The following is a 16,893-nucleotide window of genomic DNA, read 5'->3' as shown; positions in this document are numbered from 1 at the left end:
CCGTTTTTGGTGCCCAGTCGCGTATTGTGGGCACTACTTCCCCCCGAGAGACGAGGGGAAGTTTGTGTTATGCGACGCGTCCTAGCCGCCGTGCTGCTCGTGACGGTCACCGGCTGCTCCACCGCCCCGGCCGAGCCCGCCACACAGTCCACGCCGGACACCGACCAGATCACGTGGGGCCCGTGCACCGACATCAAGCGCCCTGACGGCGAGCCGCCGGCCCGCCAGGACGCCTCGGTGCGGTGCGGGAAGCTCTCGGTGCCCCTGGACTACGCCAAGCCCGACGGGGAGACGATCGACCTGGCGCTGATCAAGCTGCCGGCCGCGGGCAAGGGCGGCAAGCTCGGCTCGGTGGTGTTCAACTTCGGCGGCCCCGGCGCCTCGGGGGTGGACACGCTCGACCAGGCGGCCAAGGCGCTCACCACCCTGCGGGCCCACTACGACCTGATCAGCTTCGACCCGCGCGGCGTCGAGCGCAGCTCCGGGGTGCGATGCGGCGACACCGCCCAGATGGACCGGTTCACCTCGCTGGACACGCTGCCGCCCGATGAGGAGACGCACCGGCAGAGTGACGCGGTCAACAAGGAGTTCGCCGCGCTCTGCCAGCAGAACTCCGGCAAGGTCCTGCCGTACATCGGCACCGTCAACGCAGCCCGCGACATGGACCGCATCCGCGCCGCCGTCGGCGACGCCAAGCTCAACTACATCGGCATGTCGTACGGCACCCAGCTCGGCGCTGTGTACGCCACCGAGTTCCCGAAGAACGTGGGCCGCATGGTGCTCGACGCGCCGCTCGACCCGACGGTCTCGTTCGAGCAGCGGACGCTGGCCCAGACGCGCGGCTTCCAGAAGGCGTACGAGAGCTTCCTGAAGGCGTGCGTCAAGGAGGGGTGCGCGCTCGGCAAGGACCAGGCCACGGCCAACGCCAACGTCGAGAACTTCATGTACGAGGTGGCCGCCAAGCCGCTGAAGGTCCGCAACCGCGAGCTCACCCAGGGCCTGGCCTCGACGGGAGTGGCCGCCGCGCTGTATTCGGAGCAGACCTGGCCGTTCCTGGAGCAGGCGCTGAGCGACGCGCTCAAGGGCAGGGGCGAGGCGCTGCTCTTCCTGGCCGACTCCTACATCGGCCGTGCGCCGGACGGCACGTATTCCACGCAGATGACCAGTTTCCCGGCCATCACCTGCGTGGACACGGCCGAACGCCCCACCGAGGCCCAGGTGCGGCGCACCGAGCAGGCCGCGCTCAAGATCTCGCCGCTGTTCGGCAGCGAGGGCTCGGGCGCGCTGTGCCGGGTGTGGCCGGTCAAGGGCAACGACCAGGCGCGGCGCGTCAACGCCACCGGATCGGCGCCGATCGTGGTGATCGGCGGCAGGGGCGACCCGGCCACGCCTTACGAGTGGGCGCCCAAGCTGACGGCCCAGCTCAAGACCGCGACGCTGGTGACGTACGAGGGCGAGGGGCACGGGGCCTACCTGTCGGGCAGCAGGTGCGTCCAGGGGCTCGTGGACACGTATTTGATCGGCGGCAAGGTGCCGAGGAACGGCACCAGCTGCCCGGCGGCCTAGTCTGGGGCGGGTGAAGGACTACCAGTCAGAGATCGAGACGGAGACCGCGCGCCTCGCGGAGCTGTCGGAGCGAGCGGGCGCGCTGTCGCTCCCGGTGCCCACGTGCCCCGGCTGGACGATGGCCGAGCTGATCACGCACGTCGGCCGGACGCATCGCTGGGCGGTGCACGTCCTGCGCAACCGGGTGCAGGAGCGGGTCTGGTCCCGTGAGGTGCCGAGCGGGCTGGCCGAGGGCCGCAGCGGCGATGCGGACTGGCTGCGGGCTGGCGCCGGCGAGCTGCTGCGGACGCTGCGCGAGACCGACCCGGACCTGACGGTGTGGACCTGGGGACCGGACAGGCGGGCGTCCTGGTGGCCGCCGCGGATGCTCTTCGACCCGGTGGTCCCGGCGGAGACCGCGATCGACGGCGTCGAGGAGTTCCTGCACAACCTGCCGTCCGCGGCCTGGGTGACGCGGCGCCTGGCCGAGCTCGGCGCGGAGGGGGCCACGATCCACCTCCACGCGAGCGACGCCGACGGCGAGTGGACGATCAGCCAGGGGCCCGCCGGGAAGATCGAATGGACCCGCGGCCACGCCAAGGGCGACGTCGCCGTCCAGGGGCCCGCGGCGGAGCTGCAGCTCATGATCTACGGCAGGCGCTCGCCGGACGCGCTCACCGTGTACGGCGACAGCGCCCTGCTCGACCGCTGGCTGGCCGCCGCCGCATTCTGACGACGCACCCGCGTCGGCCTGAGGACGCACTCACGCCCGGCCCCGAGGACGCCCATGTCCGACTCACGCCCGGCCCCGAGGACGCCCATGCCCGCCCTCGCCAGGGCCCGAAGACCCACACGCCCGCCGGTCGGCGCTTGAGGACGCACACACCCGGGCCGCGCGCCACCTGCCCTTCCTGGCGCCTCTCGCACGGTGGCTGACTGCGCTCGGTGGGCAGCTCGGTGGGCAGCTCGCCACAGCGGGAAGGAGCTGCCTGGGCCGGATGGCCGGGATCGGGGTGTGGCCTGCCAAGGCGGGACGGGGTGCCGCCCGGCATCCGACCACCGGCCGATCATGTTGGACGCCCAGGCCGGCCGGCATGTCACCTCCGGGCCAGGCGCGTGGTGCCGTTCGAGGCCCTGGACGCGCCGCCGCTCGGCGATCGGCGGCGTGTCCAGGGCGCTGGGTGAAACCGCTCCATGGCGCGATCTCCTGGGGAGTCCTCGGAGTCGGCCCGGCGCGGCCGGTGGCGTGCCGGGGTCGGCGGGGAAGGCGCTCTCCCCGGCCCGCCGCCGGTCACCCCCTGCGGTGGAAGACCCCGAAGACGCTGCCGGACGTGTCACGCAGGTAGGCGAAGTCGGTGCCGGCGCCGTCGTCGATCACCTTCGTGACGACCTTGCCGCCGAGCATCTCGCTCTTGGCGCAGGTCTCCTCGACATCGGCCACCTCCACGTGGAAGATCGCGTGGTTCGGGAACTCGCCCTTGGTGTTGTAAACCCCGCCCACCGGCTGCTCGCCGCCCTCATAGCTGACCAACCGGTAGTCGATCGGCCCGTCGTCGCCCGCGAACGTCCAGCCGAACAGCCCGCCGTAGAACTTCTGCGCGCCCTCGGGGTCGTCGGTCGCGACCTCGAACCAGGTCACCGTGTTGTCCATCGTCGTCTCCTTACTTTCTCGAACAAGACAACGATCTAACGCGGCGGCGACAACCCTATGTCGGTGTTTTCGCTTGACTATTCGAACTAATCGAGGACCGTGCCGCGCACGACCATCTCGGGGACGTCGGTGGCGAAGCCCTCCAGCGGCCGGTCGGGGCAGCGCTCGTTGGTGACGGTGGCCGAGGCGATGCGGTCGAGGCGGAACACGCGTACGTCGTCGCGAAGCCGGCACCACGCCACGAGATACCAGAACCCGCCGCGCCCGCCCAGGAACACCCCGGGCTCGACGTCACGGGTGGTCAGAACCCCCTTGGCGTCGACGTAGTCGAGGCTGAGCACGCGGCGGCGCAGCAGGGCCTCCTCGATGGCCCGGGAGATGCCCTCGCCGCCGAGCGGCAGGATCTCGCGGCTCGGATCGGGCTCCGGGCTCATGAGCTGCACGCGCCGGGCCAGCTCCCTGGCCAGCTCCCCCTCGGGGCCCGGCATGGCGGCGACGACCTTGCGTAAGGCGCTGCGGGCCTGCCGGCCGAAGGGCTGGTCGCCGGCCTGGCTGAGCGCCACGGCGATGGCCACCGCCTCGGCGGGGGTGAAGTTGAGCGGGGGCAGGGACATCTTCTTGTCGATGGCGTAGCCGCCCTTGCGTCCGGGCTCGGCGTAGATGGGGACGCCCGACTCCTGCAGCGCCGTGATGTCGCGCTCGATCGTGCGGACGCTGACCTCGAAACGCTCGGCCAGCTCCCTGGCGGAGCGGCAGCGGGGGGCGATGGCGCGCAGGTCCTCGACGAGTGCGTAGAGTCGGTCGGTACGGTTCACAGCCGTGACGCTACGCCGCGCCACCGACAATCGCGGGTCGCCCGGCAGCCCCGGGACACCCTACTCACCGCGAGGTCACAGGGGTCTCACGGTTTGGGCCAGTGTCTTGCCGCATCCTGTGACCCATCTCACACCGCCCCGCAGAGCCGCCGTGTCGGGCCCGGTTTTCACGACCGCGCAAAACGATCGCCCCTTTTCCACGGCACGGCCTCATGCCGTCCGGCCGGGGACCTCGGGACCGGCTCAGGCGCCGCGGGCCCAGTCGAGCAGCCGGTCGAGCGGCCAGGTGTTGACGATCCGCTCGGCGTCGATGCCGCATCTGGCCGCCCGCTCGCACCCGTACCGCTGCCAGTCGAGCTGCCCCGGCGCGTGCGCGTCGGAGTCGATCGCGAACACGCACCCCATCTCGTACGCCAGCCGCATCAGCCGCTTCGGCGGATCCAGCCGGTCCGGCCGGGAGTTGATCTCCACCGCCACCCCGAACCGCCGGCACGCCTCGAAGACCAGCTCCGCGTCGAACTCCGACTCCGGCCGCTTGGTCCCCCGCCTGCCCCCGGCCTGCACGACCCGCCCGGTGCAGTGTCCGAGCACGTCCACGAGCGGGTCGGCGACGGCGGTGACCATCCGCCGCGTCATGTCCTCACGTCCCATGCGCAGCTTGGAGTGGACGCTGGCCACGACCACGTCGAGCCGTTCGAGCAGCTCGGGCTCCTGGTCGAGCGAGCCGTCCAGGTTGATGTCCACCTCGATGCCGGTCAGGATCCGGAACGGCGCCAGCCGCTCGTTGAGCTTCTCCACGACCTCCAGCTGCCGCTCCAGCCGCTCGGCCGACAGCCCTCTGGCGACGGTCAGCCGCGGCGAGTGGTCGGTCAGCGCCCAGTACTCGTGCCCGAGCGCGATGGCCGCCTCGGCCATCTCCTCGATCGGCGAGCCGCCGTCCGACCAGTCCGAATGACTGTGCAGGTCGCCTTTGAGCGCGGTGCGCAGCGCGGCGGTCTCCGCGTCCAGCTCCACCCCGGCGGTGGCCCGCATCCTCCGCAGGTACGTCGGAACCTGGCCGTCCAGGGTTTCGTTCACCACAAGAGCGGTGACCTTCCCGATGCCGGGCAGGTCGCCGAGCCCGCCGGTGCGGGCCAGCCGCACGAGCTCGTCCCGTGAAAGGTCGGCCACCACCGCGGCGGCGCGGCGGAAGGCCCGCACCCGGTAGGTGGGCTCGCCGGCGCGCTCCAGCAGGAAGGCGATCTCCCGCAGCGCCTCAACCGGTTCCATGCGTTAAGTCATACCCAAGCCAACGGCAACCGCAGGCCACTACACATTGATCAGGGACAAAAGCCGCCGCTAGGCTGATCGGCCCAGGAAAGCAGGAGTTAGATGGCACAACCGCCGCAGGCGCCCACAGAGCAGCCGCGCAAGTCGTCGAAGGTCGTCCCGTTGGTCGTCCTCGGGGTACTGTCCGTGATGGTGGTCGGATACTGCGCCGCGCAGGACGATGACGACGACGTCACGGCGGACTGCGTCGTCCAGTTGGCCGACGGCACCTACGAGGTCGTGGACGACGACTACTGCGACGACGACGGCACCACCGTCCGCTACTACGGAGGGTCGCGGGGAGCCTACATGTGGTACTACGGCGGCCGGAGGGTCGGCAACCGCGTCGAGGGCGGCACCACCCTGCGCCCCTCCGACTCCAACATCACCTCGCGCAAGGGCAAGTCGATCCAGCGCGGCGGGTTCGGCAACAGCTGGAGCGGCGGGAGCTGAGACGTGCGCCGCGAGCATGGGACTCCCAGGGACGGCTGGGAGAAGACGATCGAGAGCCATGGCCTGGCCTACCACCGGGCCGCCCACCCCGAGGGCCTGAGCAGGCCCTACTGGGACGAGTCCGTCCACTACGTCTTCTCGATGGACGAGGTCGAGGCGCTGGAGGAGCAGGTCGAGGAGCTCCACGGCATGTGCCTGCGCGCCGTCGAGCACGTGGTCTCCACCGGGCGCTACGCCGACTTCGCCATCCCCGAGTGGGCGTGGGAGGAGGTGGCCCGCTCCTGGGAGCGCCGCGACCCGCACGTGTACGGCCGCTTCGACCTGCGCTACGACGGCACGGGCCCGGCCAAGCTGCTGGAGTACAACGCCGACACGCCGACCTCGCTGGTGGAGTCGTCGGTCGTGCAGTGGTTCTGGCTGCAGGACGTCCATCCGGGCGACGACCAGTGGAACTCCGTCCACGAGCGGCTCGTCGACCGCTGGCGCGAGCTGCGGCTGCCGCCGGGGCCGGTCCACTTCGCGTTCACGAACGCGGACGAGACCGGCGAGGAGGCCATGACGGTGGCATACCTGCAGGAGACCGCCGAGCAGGCCGGCCTGCAGACGGTCTCCGTCGCCATGGAGGACATCGGCTGGGACTCACTCAACCGCCGCTTCGTCGACCTCGACGAGACGATGATCCGCGCGGCCTTCAAGCTCTACCCCTGGGAGTGGATGCTGGCCGACGACTTCGGGCGGCACGCGGTGCGGCACTCCACCTGGATCGAGCCGCTGTGGAAGGCGCTGCTGTCCAACAAGGCGCTGCTGGCCGTGCTGTGGGAGCTCAATCCCGGGCATCCGTCGCTGCTGCCCGCCTACCTGGACGGCCCGCGCGAGCTGACCTCGTACATCGCCAAGCCGCTGCTCGGCAGGGAGGGCGCGTCCATGCGGATCGTCACCCCGGAGGGCACGCAGGAGACGCCCGGCAGGTACGGCCAGGAGGGCTACGTCTTCCAGGGCTTCGAAGCCCTGCCGCAGTTCGAGGGACAGCGGCCGGTGCTCGGCGCCTGGGTGGTGGCCGACGCGGCCGCCGGGCTCGGCATCAGGGAGACCACCGGCCTGATCACCGACGACACCTCCTCCTTCGTCCCGCACCGCATCGCCACCTGACGTGTCACCGACGCCTGCGAGCTTCGGCGACATCACCAACGACCTTTCCGAGCCGGACCCTTCGATAGGAACGACCATGACCCTCCTCGAGACCCTCGCGCGCGGCGCGGGCGCCATCGCCGCCTATGCCGCCGTCGGCCTCATCCTGATGATCGTCGGCTTCTACGTGATCGACTGGGCCACGCCCGGCAAGCTGAGCGAGATCATCCGCAGCGAGCGCAACCCGAACGCCACCCTGCTGGCCACCTCCGCCATGGCCGCCGTCGGCCTGATCGTGGCCGCCTCCATCTGGGCCTCGGGCGGCCGGCTGGCCGAGGGTCTGGCCGGCACGGCGGTGTTCGGCCTGGTCGGCATCGTGGTCCAGACCGTGGCGATGCTCGTCTTCGACCGGATCGTCGGCATCTCGGTACGCGATCTGGTCAAGGAGCCGGAGTTGCAGCCGGGGGCCCGCCTGCTCGCCGTGACGCATGTGGCGATCGGCCTGATCACCGCTGTGGCGGTCATATGACCGCGGTTCCGGTCATCCGAATCGACCTGGCACTCTAGGAGGCGTGACAGACCGGATCCGTCAGGACACCACGCGCAGGCTCGAGCGGGCCATGGGCTCGCTCGGCACCGCGGCGATGGCACGCATGGACGAGCAGTTGCCGTGGTTCCGTGCGCTCAGCGCCGAGGACCGGTCATGGGTGGGGCTCGTGGCCCAGGCCGGCATCGCGGCGTTCGTCGAGTGGTTCTCGACCGCCGGGGAAGACCCGCCCACGCCCAGCATCGAGTTCTTCGGCACGGCTCCGCGCGAGCTGAAGCGCTCGATCTCGCTCCAGCAGACCGTCGACATCGTCAGGGTCGTGGTCGAGGTGGTCGAGGCGCAGACGCACGAGCTGGCCGCCCCCGGCGGCGAGGACCAGCTGCAGCAGGCCATGCTCCGCTACACCCGCGACGTCGCCTTCGCCGCCGCCCACGTCTACGCCCGCGAGGCCGAGGCCAGGGGCTCGTGGGACGCCCGGCTCGAAGCGCTGATCGTGGACGCCCTGGTCCGCGGCGAGGTGGACGACGGGCTTCACTCGTGGGCCGCCGCGCTCGGGTGGACCTCCTCCCCCGTCGTCGTCATCGCCGGCCGCGCCCCCGAGGGCGACCCCCGGGCCGTCATCGACGGCCTGCGGGAGAAGGGCCGCCGCATCGGCATGGACCTGCTCGCCGGCGTGCAGGCCGACCGGCTGATCGTGATCGTCGGCGGCGCCGCGGGCGTCGACGACGCGGCCAAGCAGGTCGTGGCCCGCTTCGGCATGGGGCCCATCGTGATCGGCCCGGAGGTGCCCGACCTGCACGCGGCCGCCCGGTCCGCCAGGGCGGCGCTGGCCGGGCTCAAGGCGTCCTCCGGCTGGCCCGACGCGCCCAGGCCGGTGCACGCCGAGGACCTGCTGGCCGAGCGGGCGCTCGACGGCGACGAGGACGCCAGGGAGCAGCTCATCGAGAACGTCTACCTCCCGCTCGCGGGCACGCCGCTGCTCGACACGCTGGCGACGTACCTCGAGCAGGGCACCTCGCTGGAGGCGACGGCGCGGCTGTTGTTCGTCCACCCCAACACCGTCCGCTACCGCCTCAAGAAGATCACCGAGCTGACCGGATACCAGCCCACGGAGGGCCGCTCCGCCTTCACGCTCCAGGTGGGCCTGATCCTCGGCAGGCTTGCCGAGAGCGCCGTAACGTGGCGCGCCCTAACGTAATGGCGCCGAAATCCCCACTGTAGGTTTCCCACAAATCGGCCTGGACAAAGTTCGTACGGATCCTTATCCGCGTGTCGGACTTCTACAGGGCAAGGTGGATTTCGTGCTTGTACTCGTCGCTCCGGGCCAAGGCGCCCAAACTCCAGGCTTCCTGACTCCCTGGCTCGAGCTGCCCGGACTGGCGGACCGGCTCGGCGCGTGGTCGGACGTCGTGGAGATCGACCTCGTCGCCTACGGGACGACCGCCGGCGCCGACGAGATCCGCGACACCGCCGTCGCGCAGCCGCTGCTCGTGGCCGCCGCGCTGGCCTCGGCGGAGGCGCTCGGCGCCACACCCGACGTGCTCGCGGGCCACAGCGTGGGCGAGTTCGCCGCGGCCGCCCTGGCCGGGGTGCTCACCGACGAGCAGGCGCTCGCCCTCGTCCGCGAGCGGGCCCAGGCCATGGCCAGGGCCGCGGCCGTCACCAAGACCGGCATGACCGCCGTGCTCGGCGGCGTGGAGGAGGAGGTGCTGGCCGCCATCGCCAAGCACGGGCTGACGCCCGCCAACATCAACGGCGCCGGTCAGATCGTGGCCGGGGGCACGCTTGAGCAGCTGGCCGCGTTCAAGGAGGACGCGCCGGCCCGAGCCCGGCTCATCCCGCTGTCCGTGGCGGGCGCGTTCCACACCCACCACATGGCGCCGGCCGTGGCGAGCCTGCGCGAGGCCGCCGCGAACACCGTTCCCGCCGACCCGCGCGTCACGCTGCTGTCCAACTCCGACGGCAAGCCGGTCACCTCCGGCGCCGAGTTCGTCGAGCGGCTCGTCAAGCAGGTGAGCAGCCCCGTCAGGTGGGACGCCTGCATGGAGAGCATGGCCGGACTCGGCGTCACCAAGATGATCGAGCTGCTGCCCGGCGGCACGCTGACCGGCCTGGCCAGGCGCGGGCTGCGCGGCGTCGAGACGGTGGCGCTGAAGACCCCAGACGACCTCGACGCGGCCAGGGAGCTGATCAAGTGAAGATCCCCGACATCGCCCCGGGCAGCAAGATCCTGGCGTTCGGCCACTACCAGCCGGCCAACGTCGTCACCAACGACGACCTGGCCAAGAGCATGGACACCAACGACGAGTGGATCCAGTCCCGCGTCGGCATCAAGGAGCGCAGGGTCGCGCCGGACGGCGAGTCGCTCGAGGACATGGCGACCATCGCCGGCGGCAAGGCGCTGGCCGCGAGCGGCCTGTCGCCCGAGGACGTCGACCTCGTGATCGTCGCCACCTGCACGCTCGAGACGCAGATCCCCAACGCCTCCGCCGTCGTGGCGCACCGCCTCGGCATCAAGGCGCCCGGCGCCTTCGACGTCAACGCCGCCTGCGCCGGCTTCTGCTACGCGCTCGGCGCCGCCAGCAACGCCGTACGCGCGGGCTCGGCGAGGCACGTGCTGGTCATCGGCGCGGAGAAGCTGTCGCAGTGGGTCGACTGGACCGACCGGGCCACCGCCGTGATCTTCGCCGACGGCGCCGGAGCCGCGGTGGTGGGCCCCTCCGGGACTCCCGGCATCGGGCCCGTCGTCTGGGGCAGCTCCGGCGACAAGGCCGACGCCATCCTCATCGAGGACCGCACGAAGTTCCTCCACCAGGAGGGGCAGACCGTCTTCCGGTGGGCCACCACCACGCTGCACCCGGTGGCCCTGGAGGCCTGCTCCCGGGCGGGCGTGGACCCGTCCGAGCTGGCGGCGTTCGTCCCCCACCAGGCCAACCTGCGCATCATCGAGGCCATCGCCCGCAAGCTGGGCGCCGACAAGGCCGTGATCGCGCGCGACATCGTCCACGCGGGCAACACCTCCGCCGCCTCCATCCCGCTCGCGCTCTCGCGCATGCTGGAGCGCGGCGAGGTCCGCTCGGGCGGTCTCGCGCTCGTCCTCGGCTTCGGCGCCGGGCTCACGTACGCGGGACAAGTCATCGAGATTCCGTAGGATTCACAAGCTTGTGCGGCCCGACCGCACAGAACCCAGAAAAACCGAAGGAGAACCAACAACATGGCTGCCACCGAGCAGGAGATCCTCGAAGGCCTCGGCAAGATCATCAACGAGATCACCGGCATCCCGGCCTCCGAGGTGACCCCCGAGAAGAGCTTCGTGGACGACCTCGACATCGACTCCCTGTCCATGGTCGAGATCGCCGTGGCCGCCCAGGACGAGTTCGGCGTCGAGATCCCCGACGACCAGCTCAAGAACCTGAAGACGGTCAAGGACGTCCTCAGCTTCATCCAGGGCTGAGACCCTCGCGGGGGCTCGCCCCCCGCGACCACCCAAAATCAAGGTCAAAAGCGAGGAAGAGATCTTCTTCCTCGCTTGAAGCAAGCTTCGAGCGGCAAGGAGCGCGAAAACGTGAGTGCGAACCGGGTACGTGTCGTCGTCACCGGGCTTGGCGCGACGACGCCCGTCGGTGGAGACGTCACCTCGACCTGGGCGGCGCTCCTCGCCGGTCAGTCGGGCGTCGAGACTCTCACCGCCGACTGGATCGACACCGTCCCCGTGAAGTTCGCGGGGACGGCCGCGGCCGACCCCGCCGAGGTGCTGCCGCGGCCCGAGGCCCGCCGCCTCGACCGCAGCGAGCAGTTCGCCCTGGTCGCCGCCAGGGAGGCCTGGCAGGACGCCGGCGCCCCCGAGGTGGCGCCGGAGCGGCTCGGCGTCGTGGTCTCCAGCGGCATCGGCGGCATCAACACGACGCTGGCGGCCTACGACACCTACAGGGAGCGCGGCTGGAACCGGCTGTCGCCCTTCACGGTGCCGATGCTCATGCCCAACGGCCCGGCCGCCTGGATCGGCCTCGATCTGGGCGCCCAGGCAGGCGTGCACGCCACGGTGTCGGCGTGCGCGTCCGGCGCCGAGGCCATCGGCAGCGCCCTGGACATGATCAGGGCGGGCCGCGCCGACGTGGTGGTCGCCGGCGGCACCGAAGCCGCCATCCACGGCCTCAACATAGCGGCCTTCGCCGCCGCGCGGGCCATGTCCACCCGCAACGACGACCCGGCGGGCGCGTCCCGGCCGTGGGACCGCGACCGCGACGGGTTCGTGCTCGGCGAGGGCGCCGGCATCGTCGTCCTGGAGTCGGAGGAGCATGCCAAGGCGCGTGGCGCGCGGATCTACGCCTACTGCGCCGGCGTCGGCTACTCCGCCGACGCCCACCACATCACCCAGCCCGAGCCCGAGGGCCGGGGCATCATCATGGCGATGACCCAGGCGCTCAACGACGCGGGCGTCAGCGGGCTGGACGTCAAGCACGTCAACGCGCACGCCACCTCCACCCCCGCGGGCGACGTCGGCGAGGTGCAGGCCGTGGCCAAGGCCATCGGCACGCACCCGCTGGTGACGTCCACCAAGTCCATGACCGGTCACCTGCTCGGCGGCGCCGGCGGCATCGAGTCCGTCTTCACGATCAAGGCGCTGCAGGAGCGGATCGTCCCCGCCACCATCAACCTGGACAACCTCGACGACGGCATCGAGGTGGATCTCGTCTACGGCGAGAACCGCACGCTGCCTGAAGGCGACATCGCCGCGGTCAACAACTCGTTCGGATTCGGCGGGCACAACGTGTGCGTCGTGTTTAAGGGGGCATAGATGACCGTGCTCGACAACCGGGTGGTGACGCAGGGCTCCGATCAGGAGCCCGCCGATCCCCGCGATCCAGTCCTCCGCCTCACCGCGCTGCTCGACGAGGGCTCGCTGCGGCTGATCACTCCTGAGGACAAGAGCGGCGCACTGGCCGCCATGGGCCGCGTCGAAGGGGTCCCCGTCGTCGCCTTCTGCAGCGATGCCCGCGTCCAGGGCGGCGCCATGGGCAGCGAGGGTTGCGAGCACATCGTGCACGCCTACGACGTGGCCGTCCGCGAACGGGTGCCGATCATCGGGATCTGGCACTCCGGCGGTGCGCGACTCGCCGAAGGCGTCGAGTCGCTGCACGCCGTCGGCCGGGTGTTCGCCGCCATGACGAAGGCGTCGGGCGTCGTGCCGCAGATCTCCGTGGTCGTCGGCCCCGCGGCCGGCGGCGCGGCCTACGGCCCCGCCCTCACCGACCTCGTCATCCTCACCGACTCCGGCCGCATCTTCGTCACGGGCCCCGACGTGGTCCGCAGCGTCACCGGCGAGAACGTCGACGCCGCCGCCCTGGGCGGCCCCGAGCCGCACAGCAAGCGCAGCGGCGTCGTGCACATCGTCACCAAGACCGAGACCGACGCGTACGTCAAGGCACGCCAGCTGGCCACGCTCCTCGGCCACCAGGGCCGGGTGCGCACCGCCGAGGTGGAGGAGGTGGACTTCTCCACGCTGCTCCCCGAGTCCGCGCGCCGCGCGTACGACGTCAAGCCGCTGGTCAACGGCCTGCTGGACGAGCCCGGCATCGAGCTGCACCCCAAGTGGGCGCCGAACATCGTCACGTCGCTGGGCCGCCTCGGGGGCCGGACGGTCGGTGTGATCGCCAACAACCCGATGCGGCTCGGAGGCTGCCTCGACGCCACGTCCGCCGAGAAAGCCGCCCGCTTCGTACGTATGTGTGACGCGTTCGGCGTGCCGTTGGTTGTCCTCGTGGACGTTCCCGGTTACCTGCCGGGGGTCGGGCAGGAGCACGACGGCGTGGTCCGGCGCGGCGCCAAGCTGCTGCACGCCTTCGCCGAGGCGTCGGTGCCGCGGGTCACGCTGGTGACGCGGAAGGCGTACGGCGGGGCTTACATCGCGATGAACTCGCGCGCCCTCGGGGCCACCAAGGTGTTCGCCTGGCCGACGACCGAGGTCGCGGTCATGGGGCCGGTGGCCGCGGTGCGCATCCTCAAGCGTCGCGAGCTGGCGGCCGCGCCGGAGGAGGAGCGGGCCGAGCTGGAGCAACGGCTGGCCGCGGAGCACGAGAAGCTCGCCGGCGGGCTGGACCGGGCGCAGGCGCTGGGGGTCATAGACGAGGTGATCAAGCCGGAGGAGACGCGCGGCGCCATCGCCAAACTCCTCGCCCAGGCCACCCCGGCCCGTGGCGCCCACGGCAACATCCCGCTCTAGGTCTTGACCGGAGGACCCCGCACCGGCGCCGGTGCGGGGTCCTCCGCGTTGCCGGGCCGTCGGGGACGTTCCTGGCCCGGCTGCCCCAGGGACGCCGGGCGAGCTCACGCCAGGTGGAGCACGGCACCACGTTCCTGCGCCGAGGCGAGCCCGGCACGCTGGTTCACCTGAGCCTCCAGAGGCTGACGAAGATCGCGGCCCGAGCCGAGAGCGGGGAGCAGGTCCTGCCGGCCGTACGGGTGCGTGCGGACCTCGTCGGCGAGATGGCGGTCCTGGAAGTTGGCCCCCGTACCGCTGCCCTTGTTCAGTGGGGCCTCCGGGGAAGGGGGGCGGAGGCGGAGTGTTCGCCCCGCGGCGGGGCGGGCGAAGGCGCACGGGGTCCGGCCGGGGTCACAGGTGCCGTCCGGGACCGGGGCGGGCAGGCGAGGGCGCGGGGAGGGGTCCGGCCGAGCTAGACGGCGGCGTGGAGCCAGCGGACCGGGGCGCCGTCGCCCGCGTACCTGAACGGCTCCAGCTCCTCGTCCCACGGCCGCCCGAGCATCTTGTCGATCTCCTCCTCGAGCACGCAGCGCCCCTGAGCGGCCATCATCATGGCCGTCCGGAGCCGGTCCTCGGGGATCATGATGTCCCCCGAGGCGCCGATGACCGCGGTGAAGGCGCCGAGCGTCGGCGTGTAGGCATGCCGGGACCCGTCCACCCCCGGCGAGGCGTCCTCCGTGATCTCAAACCTGAGGCGCTGCCAGCCCATGAGTGAGGAGGCGATGGCCGCCGCGATGCCGGCGCGGCCCTCCCACTCCGCCTGCGCGCGCACGACGTTAGGCGCGGCGGGTTGCGGAGTCCACGTCAGATCTACGGGCACGCCAAGGACACCCGCGACTGCCCATTCGATGTGAGGGCACAGCGCGGGCTGAGCCGAGTGGACGTAAAGGACGCCACGAGCAGACACCGGACCTCCCGTTTCGGTACGAGGTGCGCCTTCCCCAACGGCCTCGCCCCGGGATGATCACAAGTGACTAGGGAGAGACTACCGTCGGTCGCTACCTGGCACCAGAGGGGGGCCATACCAAGTTGGTGCCGGACTGCCGCGTGACAGCTGTTGCGGGCGGGAAACATACCCGGCCATGGAACTGCAATCTGTGGGCGAGGCGTTCATCCGGCCTGGTCAGCTGCTGGCCGACCGGACGGCGCTGTCCGCTGCGACGCGCTGGACCCAGGCCGTCTCGGAGGCGGACGGGGTCTGCGTCCTCCACCTGGCGCCCGGCGTCGACCCCTGCGAGCTCACGGCCGAGCTGCGCGGGCAGGGGCTCAGAGCGTCCCCCAACCACGTGCTCTGCGGGCAGCCCCTGTTCTTCGGCGGCCCCGCCTCCAGGCCCTTCCCCGCCCCGCCGGTCTCCTTCAAGCCGGGCAGGTCCCGCTCGGACGTGGTGGTGGGCCTGCTCGACACCGGCGTGGCCGCGCACCCGTGGTGGTCGGGCAGCGACTGGTACGACCGCACCGCCCCCGAGGAGGCCGACGCGGCCGAGGGCCGGCAGGCGGGCCACGGGACGTTCATCGCGGGCCTCCTGGCGCGCCTGGCGCCCGGCGCGGCACTGCGCGTGCGCCGGGTGCTGGACGGCGACGGCCTCGGCGACGAGGCGAGCGTCGTACGCACGCTCAACCGCCTGCGCGAGCGGCCCCCTCAGGTGCTCAACCTGTCCTTCGGCGGTCACACGTTCGACGACCGGCCGCCGCCGCTGCTCGCCGACGCCATCGCCGCGATGAAGGACACGGTGACCGTGGCCTGCGCCGGCAACACGGCGTCGGACCGGCCGTTCTGGCCGGCCGCGCTGCCGTCCGTGGTGGGCGTGGCGGCGCTGGACGCCGCGCAGCGGGAGCGGGCGCCCTACTCCGGGTACGGCACGTGGGTGGACGCCTGTGCCCGCGGCGACTGGCTGACCAGCAGTTATCTCGACACGGGCGAGTTCGGCGGCTTCGCGGCGTGGAGCGGCACGTCGTTCGCCACTGCCGTGGTGTCGGGCACGATCGCCGCCGCGGCCGCGACGGAACCGGCGAAGGACGTGGTCAGGCGGCTGCTCGACGACGAGAGGGCTCGGCAAATTCCGGATCTGGGGGTTCTCGTCCCGGCGAGTCTGTAGAGTTTACGCTCAGTTCCCACGCAATCACGGGGAGGTATGATCGCCTCTCCGTGCCGGACGAGAGGAGGCCGCGTGCACCGCGATCCGGCGGAGCTGCTCCGAGCCGCGGCCGACGGCGACCGGTCGGCATGGGACGAGCTCGAGTCCAGGTTCGGGCCGCTCATGTGGGCCGTGGCCCGCGCGTGCGGCCTGAGCCCCTCCGATGCGGCCGACGTGGTCCAGGGTGCCTGGCTGCGCCTGCTCCAGCATCTGGAGAGCATCAGGGATCCCGCCGGGGTGGGAGGGTGGCTCGCGACTACCGTACGCCGCGAGGCCCTGCTGCTCCTGCGGCGGGATCGCCCGGGGGTCTTCTCCTTCGAGGTCGTCGACGACCCCGATCCGGCCGCCGCCGTCCTGGAGACCGACGACAGGCAGCTGCTCTGGAAGACGGTCTCCGCCCTGCACGAACCGTGCCGCACGCTGCTCCAGCTGGTCGCGATCGATCTCGGAAGCCGCCAGACGGCGATGCGGCTCGGTCTGCCCATGGGCAGCGTCGGCCCGACCCGGGCCCGCTGCCTGGAAAAACTGCGCACTCTGATCTCATCACAGGAGATGGCGCAATGATCAACGACGAATACGTCCTGGCGGCGCTCCGGCTGGCCGCCGGGAACGACCCGATCCCGGCTCACGTGTCCACCGCGGCGCGTGAGGTGTACGGGCTCCGGGTCCCGCGGGCGAGGACCGCCACTCCCGTCGAGTGCGCAGCCATCCGCACGAGCTCGGGCCCGCGCGGCGACGACGGCTCCCACCTGGTGCGCTTCGTCTCGTCCGGCCTCACGTTCGATCTGGAGGTGACGGTGGGCGACGGGCTCATCGACGTCGCCGGACAGGTCGTGCCGTACCCAGGAGAGGGCGCCCTCGTCGATGTCAAGACTCCTCATCTGACGCTGACCAGGCGCATAGCGCACAACGGCCATTTCGCCGCCACCGGTCTCCCTCCCGGCTGGCTCAGCGTGGTGTGCCACCGGCCCGGCCACGCACCCGTGCAGACCAGGTGGGTGCGCATCCGTCCCTGACTCTCGTCCGCCACCAGCCGGCCGGAAGCCCGC

At 71.5% G+C, this 16,893-nt stretch carries 18 protein-coding genes; 14 read left to right on the top strand and 4 right to left on the bottom strand.

The window, feature by feature from the left end; translation table 11 throughout:
• The first annotated feature begins 69 nt into the window (after window positions 1–69).
• Together ID574_RS02285 and ID574_RS02280 are read left to right on the top strand one after the other, a co-directional pair.
• Entirely contained in the window at window positions 70–1,566 is a 1,497-nt protein-coding gene (locus ID574_RS02285) for an alpha/beta hydrolase (protein ID WP_188187084.1), read from the top strand.
• Window positions 1,567–1,576: 10 nt separating this feature from the next.
• Entirely contained in the window at window positions 1,577–2,278 is a 702-nt protein-coding gene (locus ID574_RS02280) for a maleylpyruvate isomerase family mycothiol-dependent enzyme (protein WP_188187083.1), read from the top strand.
• A 558-nt stretch (window positions 2,279–2,836) separates the two neighbouring features.
• Here the strand turns inward: ID574_RS02280 and ID574_RS02275 are convergent.
• The 3 genes from ID574_RS02275 to ID574_RS02265 all read right to left on the bottom strand — a co-directional run bounded on the left by ID574_RS02275 (window position 2,837) and on the right by ID574_RS02265 (window position 5,280).
• Window positions 2,837–3,196 carry a VOC family protein gene (locus tag ID574_RS02275; RefSeq protein WP_188187082.1) on the bottom strand — a complete coding sequence of 120 codons (360 nt, stop codon included), beginning with the start codon at window positions 3,194–3,196 and terminating at the stop codon, window positions 2,837–2,839.
• Between the two features lie 86 nt (window positions 3,197–3,282).
• The gene (locus ID574_RS02270; protein ID WP_188187081.1) at window positions 3,283–4,011 is read right to left on the bottom strand and encodes a helix-turn-helix transcriptional regulator; all 729 of its coding nucleotides are present in this window, start codon (window positions 4,009–4,011) and stop codon (window positions 3,283–3,285) included.
• Window positions 4,012–4,254: 243 nt separating this feature from the next.
• Window positions 4,255–5,280, bottom strand: a complete 1,026-nt coding sequence (locus ID574_RS02265; protein WP_188187080.1) for a PHP domain-containing protein — start codon at window positions 5,278–5,280, stop codon at window positions 4,255–4,257.
• A 102-nt stretch (window positions 5,281–5,382) separates the two neighbouring features.
• On the opposite strand from ID574_RS02265, the gene ID574_RS02260 reads away from it, so the two are divergent.
• The 9 genes from ID574_RS02260 to ID574_RS02220 all read left to right on the top strand — a co-directional run bounded on the left by ID574_RS02260 (window position 5,383) and on the right by ID574_RS02220 (window position 13,670).
• Window positions 5,383–5,772 carry a hypothetical protein gene (locus ID574_RS02260; RefSeq protein WP_188187079.1) on the top strand — a complete coding sequence of 130 codons (390 nt, stop codon included), beginning with the start codon at window positions 5,383–5,385 and terminating at the stop codon, window positions 5,770–5,772.
• Between the two features lie 3 nt (window positions 5,773–5,775).
• Entirely contained in the window at window positions 5,776–6,921 is a 1,146-nt protein-coding gene (locus ID574_RS02255) for a glutathionylspermidine synthase family protein (protein WP_188187078.1), read from the top strand.
• Window positions 6,922–6,997: 76 nt separating this feature from the next.
• On the top strand, window positions 6,998–7,429 hold the full coding sequence (locus ID574_RS02250) for a DUF350 domain-containing protein (protein WP_188187077.1): 432 nt from the start codon (window positions 6,998–7,000) through the stop codon (window positions 7,427–7,429).
• 91 nt (window positions 7,430–7,520) lie between these two features.
• Window positions 7,521–8,645 (top strand): PucR family transcriptional regulator, encoded by a 1,125-nt coding sequence (locus ID574_RS02245; protein WP_188188229.1) that lies wholly within the window; start codon window positions 7,521–7,523, stop codon window positions 8,643–8,645.
• A 103-nt stretch (window positions 8,646–8,748) separates the two neighbouring features.
• Window positions 8,749–9,645, top strand: coding sequence for an ACP S-malonyltransferase (locus ID574_RS02240; RefSeq protein ID WP_188187076.1), 897 nt, complete (start codon window positions 8,749–8,751; stop codon window positions 9,643–9,645).
• Window positions 9,642–10,598, top strand: coding sequence for a beta-ketoacyl-ACP synthase III (locus tag ID574_RS02235; protein WP_188187075.1), 957 nt, complete (start codon window positions 9,642–9,644; stop codon window positions 10,596–10,598). Before ID574_RS02240 ends, ID574_RS02235 begins: the two co-directional genes overlap by 4 nt.
• A gap of 63 nt (window positions 10,599–10,661) precedes the next feature.
• Window positions 10,662–10,901 (top strand): acyl carrier protein, encoded by a 240-nt coding sequence (locus ID574_RS02230; RefSeq protein ID WP_188187074.1) that lies wholly within the window; start codon window positions 10,662–10,664, stop codon window positions 10,899–10,901.
• Window positions 10,902–11,012: 111 nt separating this feature from the next.
• Window positions 11,013–12,245, top strand: coding sequence for a beta-ketoacyl-ACP synthase II (gene fabF, locus ID574_RS02225; RefSeq protein ID WP_188187073.1), 1,233 nt, complete (start codon window positions 11,013–11,015; stop codon window positions 12,243–12,245).
• The gene (locus ID574_RS02220) at window positions 12,246–13,670 is read left to right on the top strand and encodes an acyl-CoA carboxylase subunit beta (protein WP_188187072.1); all 1,425 of its coding nucleotides are present in this window, start codon (window positions 12,246–12,248) and stop codon (window positions 13,668–13,670) included. It abuts the gene before it with no gap.
• Between the two features lie 451 nt (window positions 13,671–14,121).
• On the opposite strand, the gene ID574_RS02215 is transcribed toward ID574_RS02220, so the two are convergent.
• Window positions 14,122–14,616 carry a DUF3145 domain-containing protein gene (locus tag ID574_RS02215; protein ID WP_188187071.1) on the bottom strand — a complete coding sequence of 165 codons (495 nt, stop codon included), beginning with the start codon at window positions 14,614–14,616 and terminating at the stop codon, window positions 14,122–14,124.
• A 175-nt stretch (window positions 14,617–14,791) separates the two neighbouring features.
• Between ID574_RS02215 and ID574_RS02210 the strand changes: the two genes are divergently transcribed.
• From ID574_RS02210 to ID574_RS02200, 3 genes are all read left to right on the top strand, one after another.
• Window positions 14,792–15,805 carry a S8 family peptidase gene (locus ID574_RS02210; RefSeq protein ID WP_188187070.1) on the top strand — a complete coding sequence of 338 codons (1,014 nt, stop codon included), beginning with the start codon at window positions 14,792–14,794 and terminating at the stop codon, window positions 15,803–15,805.
• A 72-nt stretch (window positions 15,806–15,877) separates the two neighbouring features.
• Window positions 15,878–16,408, top strand: coding sequence for an RNA polymerase sigma factor (locus tag ID574_RS02205; protein WP_223166290.1), 531 nt, complete (start codon window positions 15,878–15,880; stop codon window positions 16,406–16,408).
• Complete coding sequence (locus tag ID574_RS02200) at window positions 16,405–16,860, top strand: hypothetical protein (RefSeq protein WP_188187068.1); 456 nt, start codon at window positions 16,405–16,407, stop codon at window positions 16,858–16,860. The genes ID574_RS02205 and ID574_RS02200 overlap by 4 nt, the downstream gene beginning before the upstream one ends.
• Window positions 16,861–16,893 lie beyond the last annotated feature (33 nt).

Origin of the sequence: Nonomuraea sp. SYSU D8015 (genome assembly GCF_008065375.1) — a bacterium.
GTDB lineage: Bacteria > Actinomycetota > Actinomycetes > Streptosporangiales > Streptosporangiaceae > Nonomuraea.
Note: the sequence above shows the minus strand (reverse complement) of the source record. Positions and strands in the feature narration are given on the sequence as shown.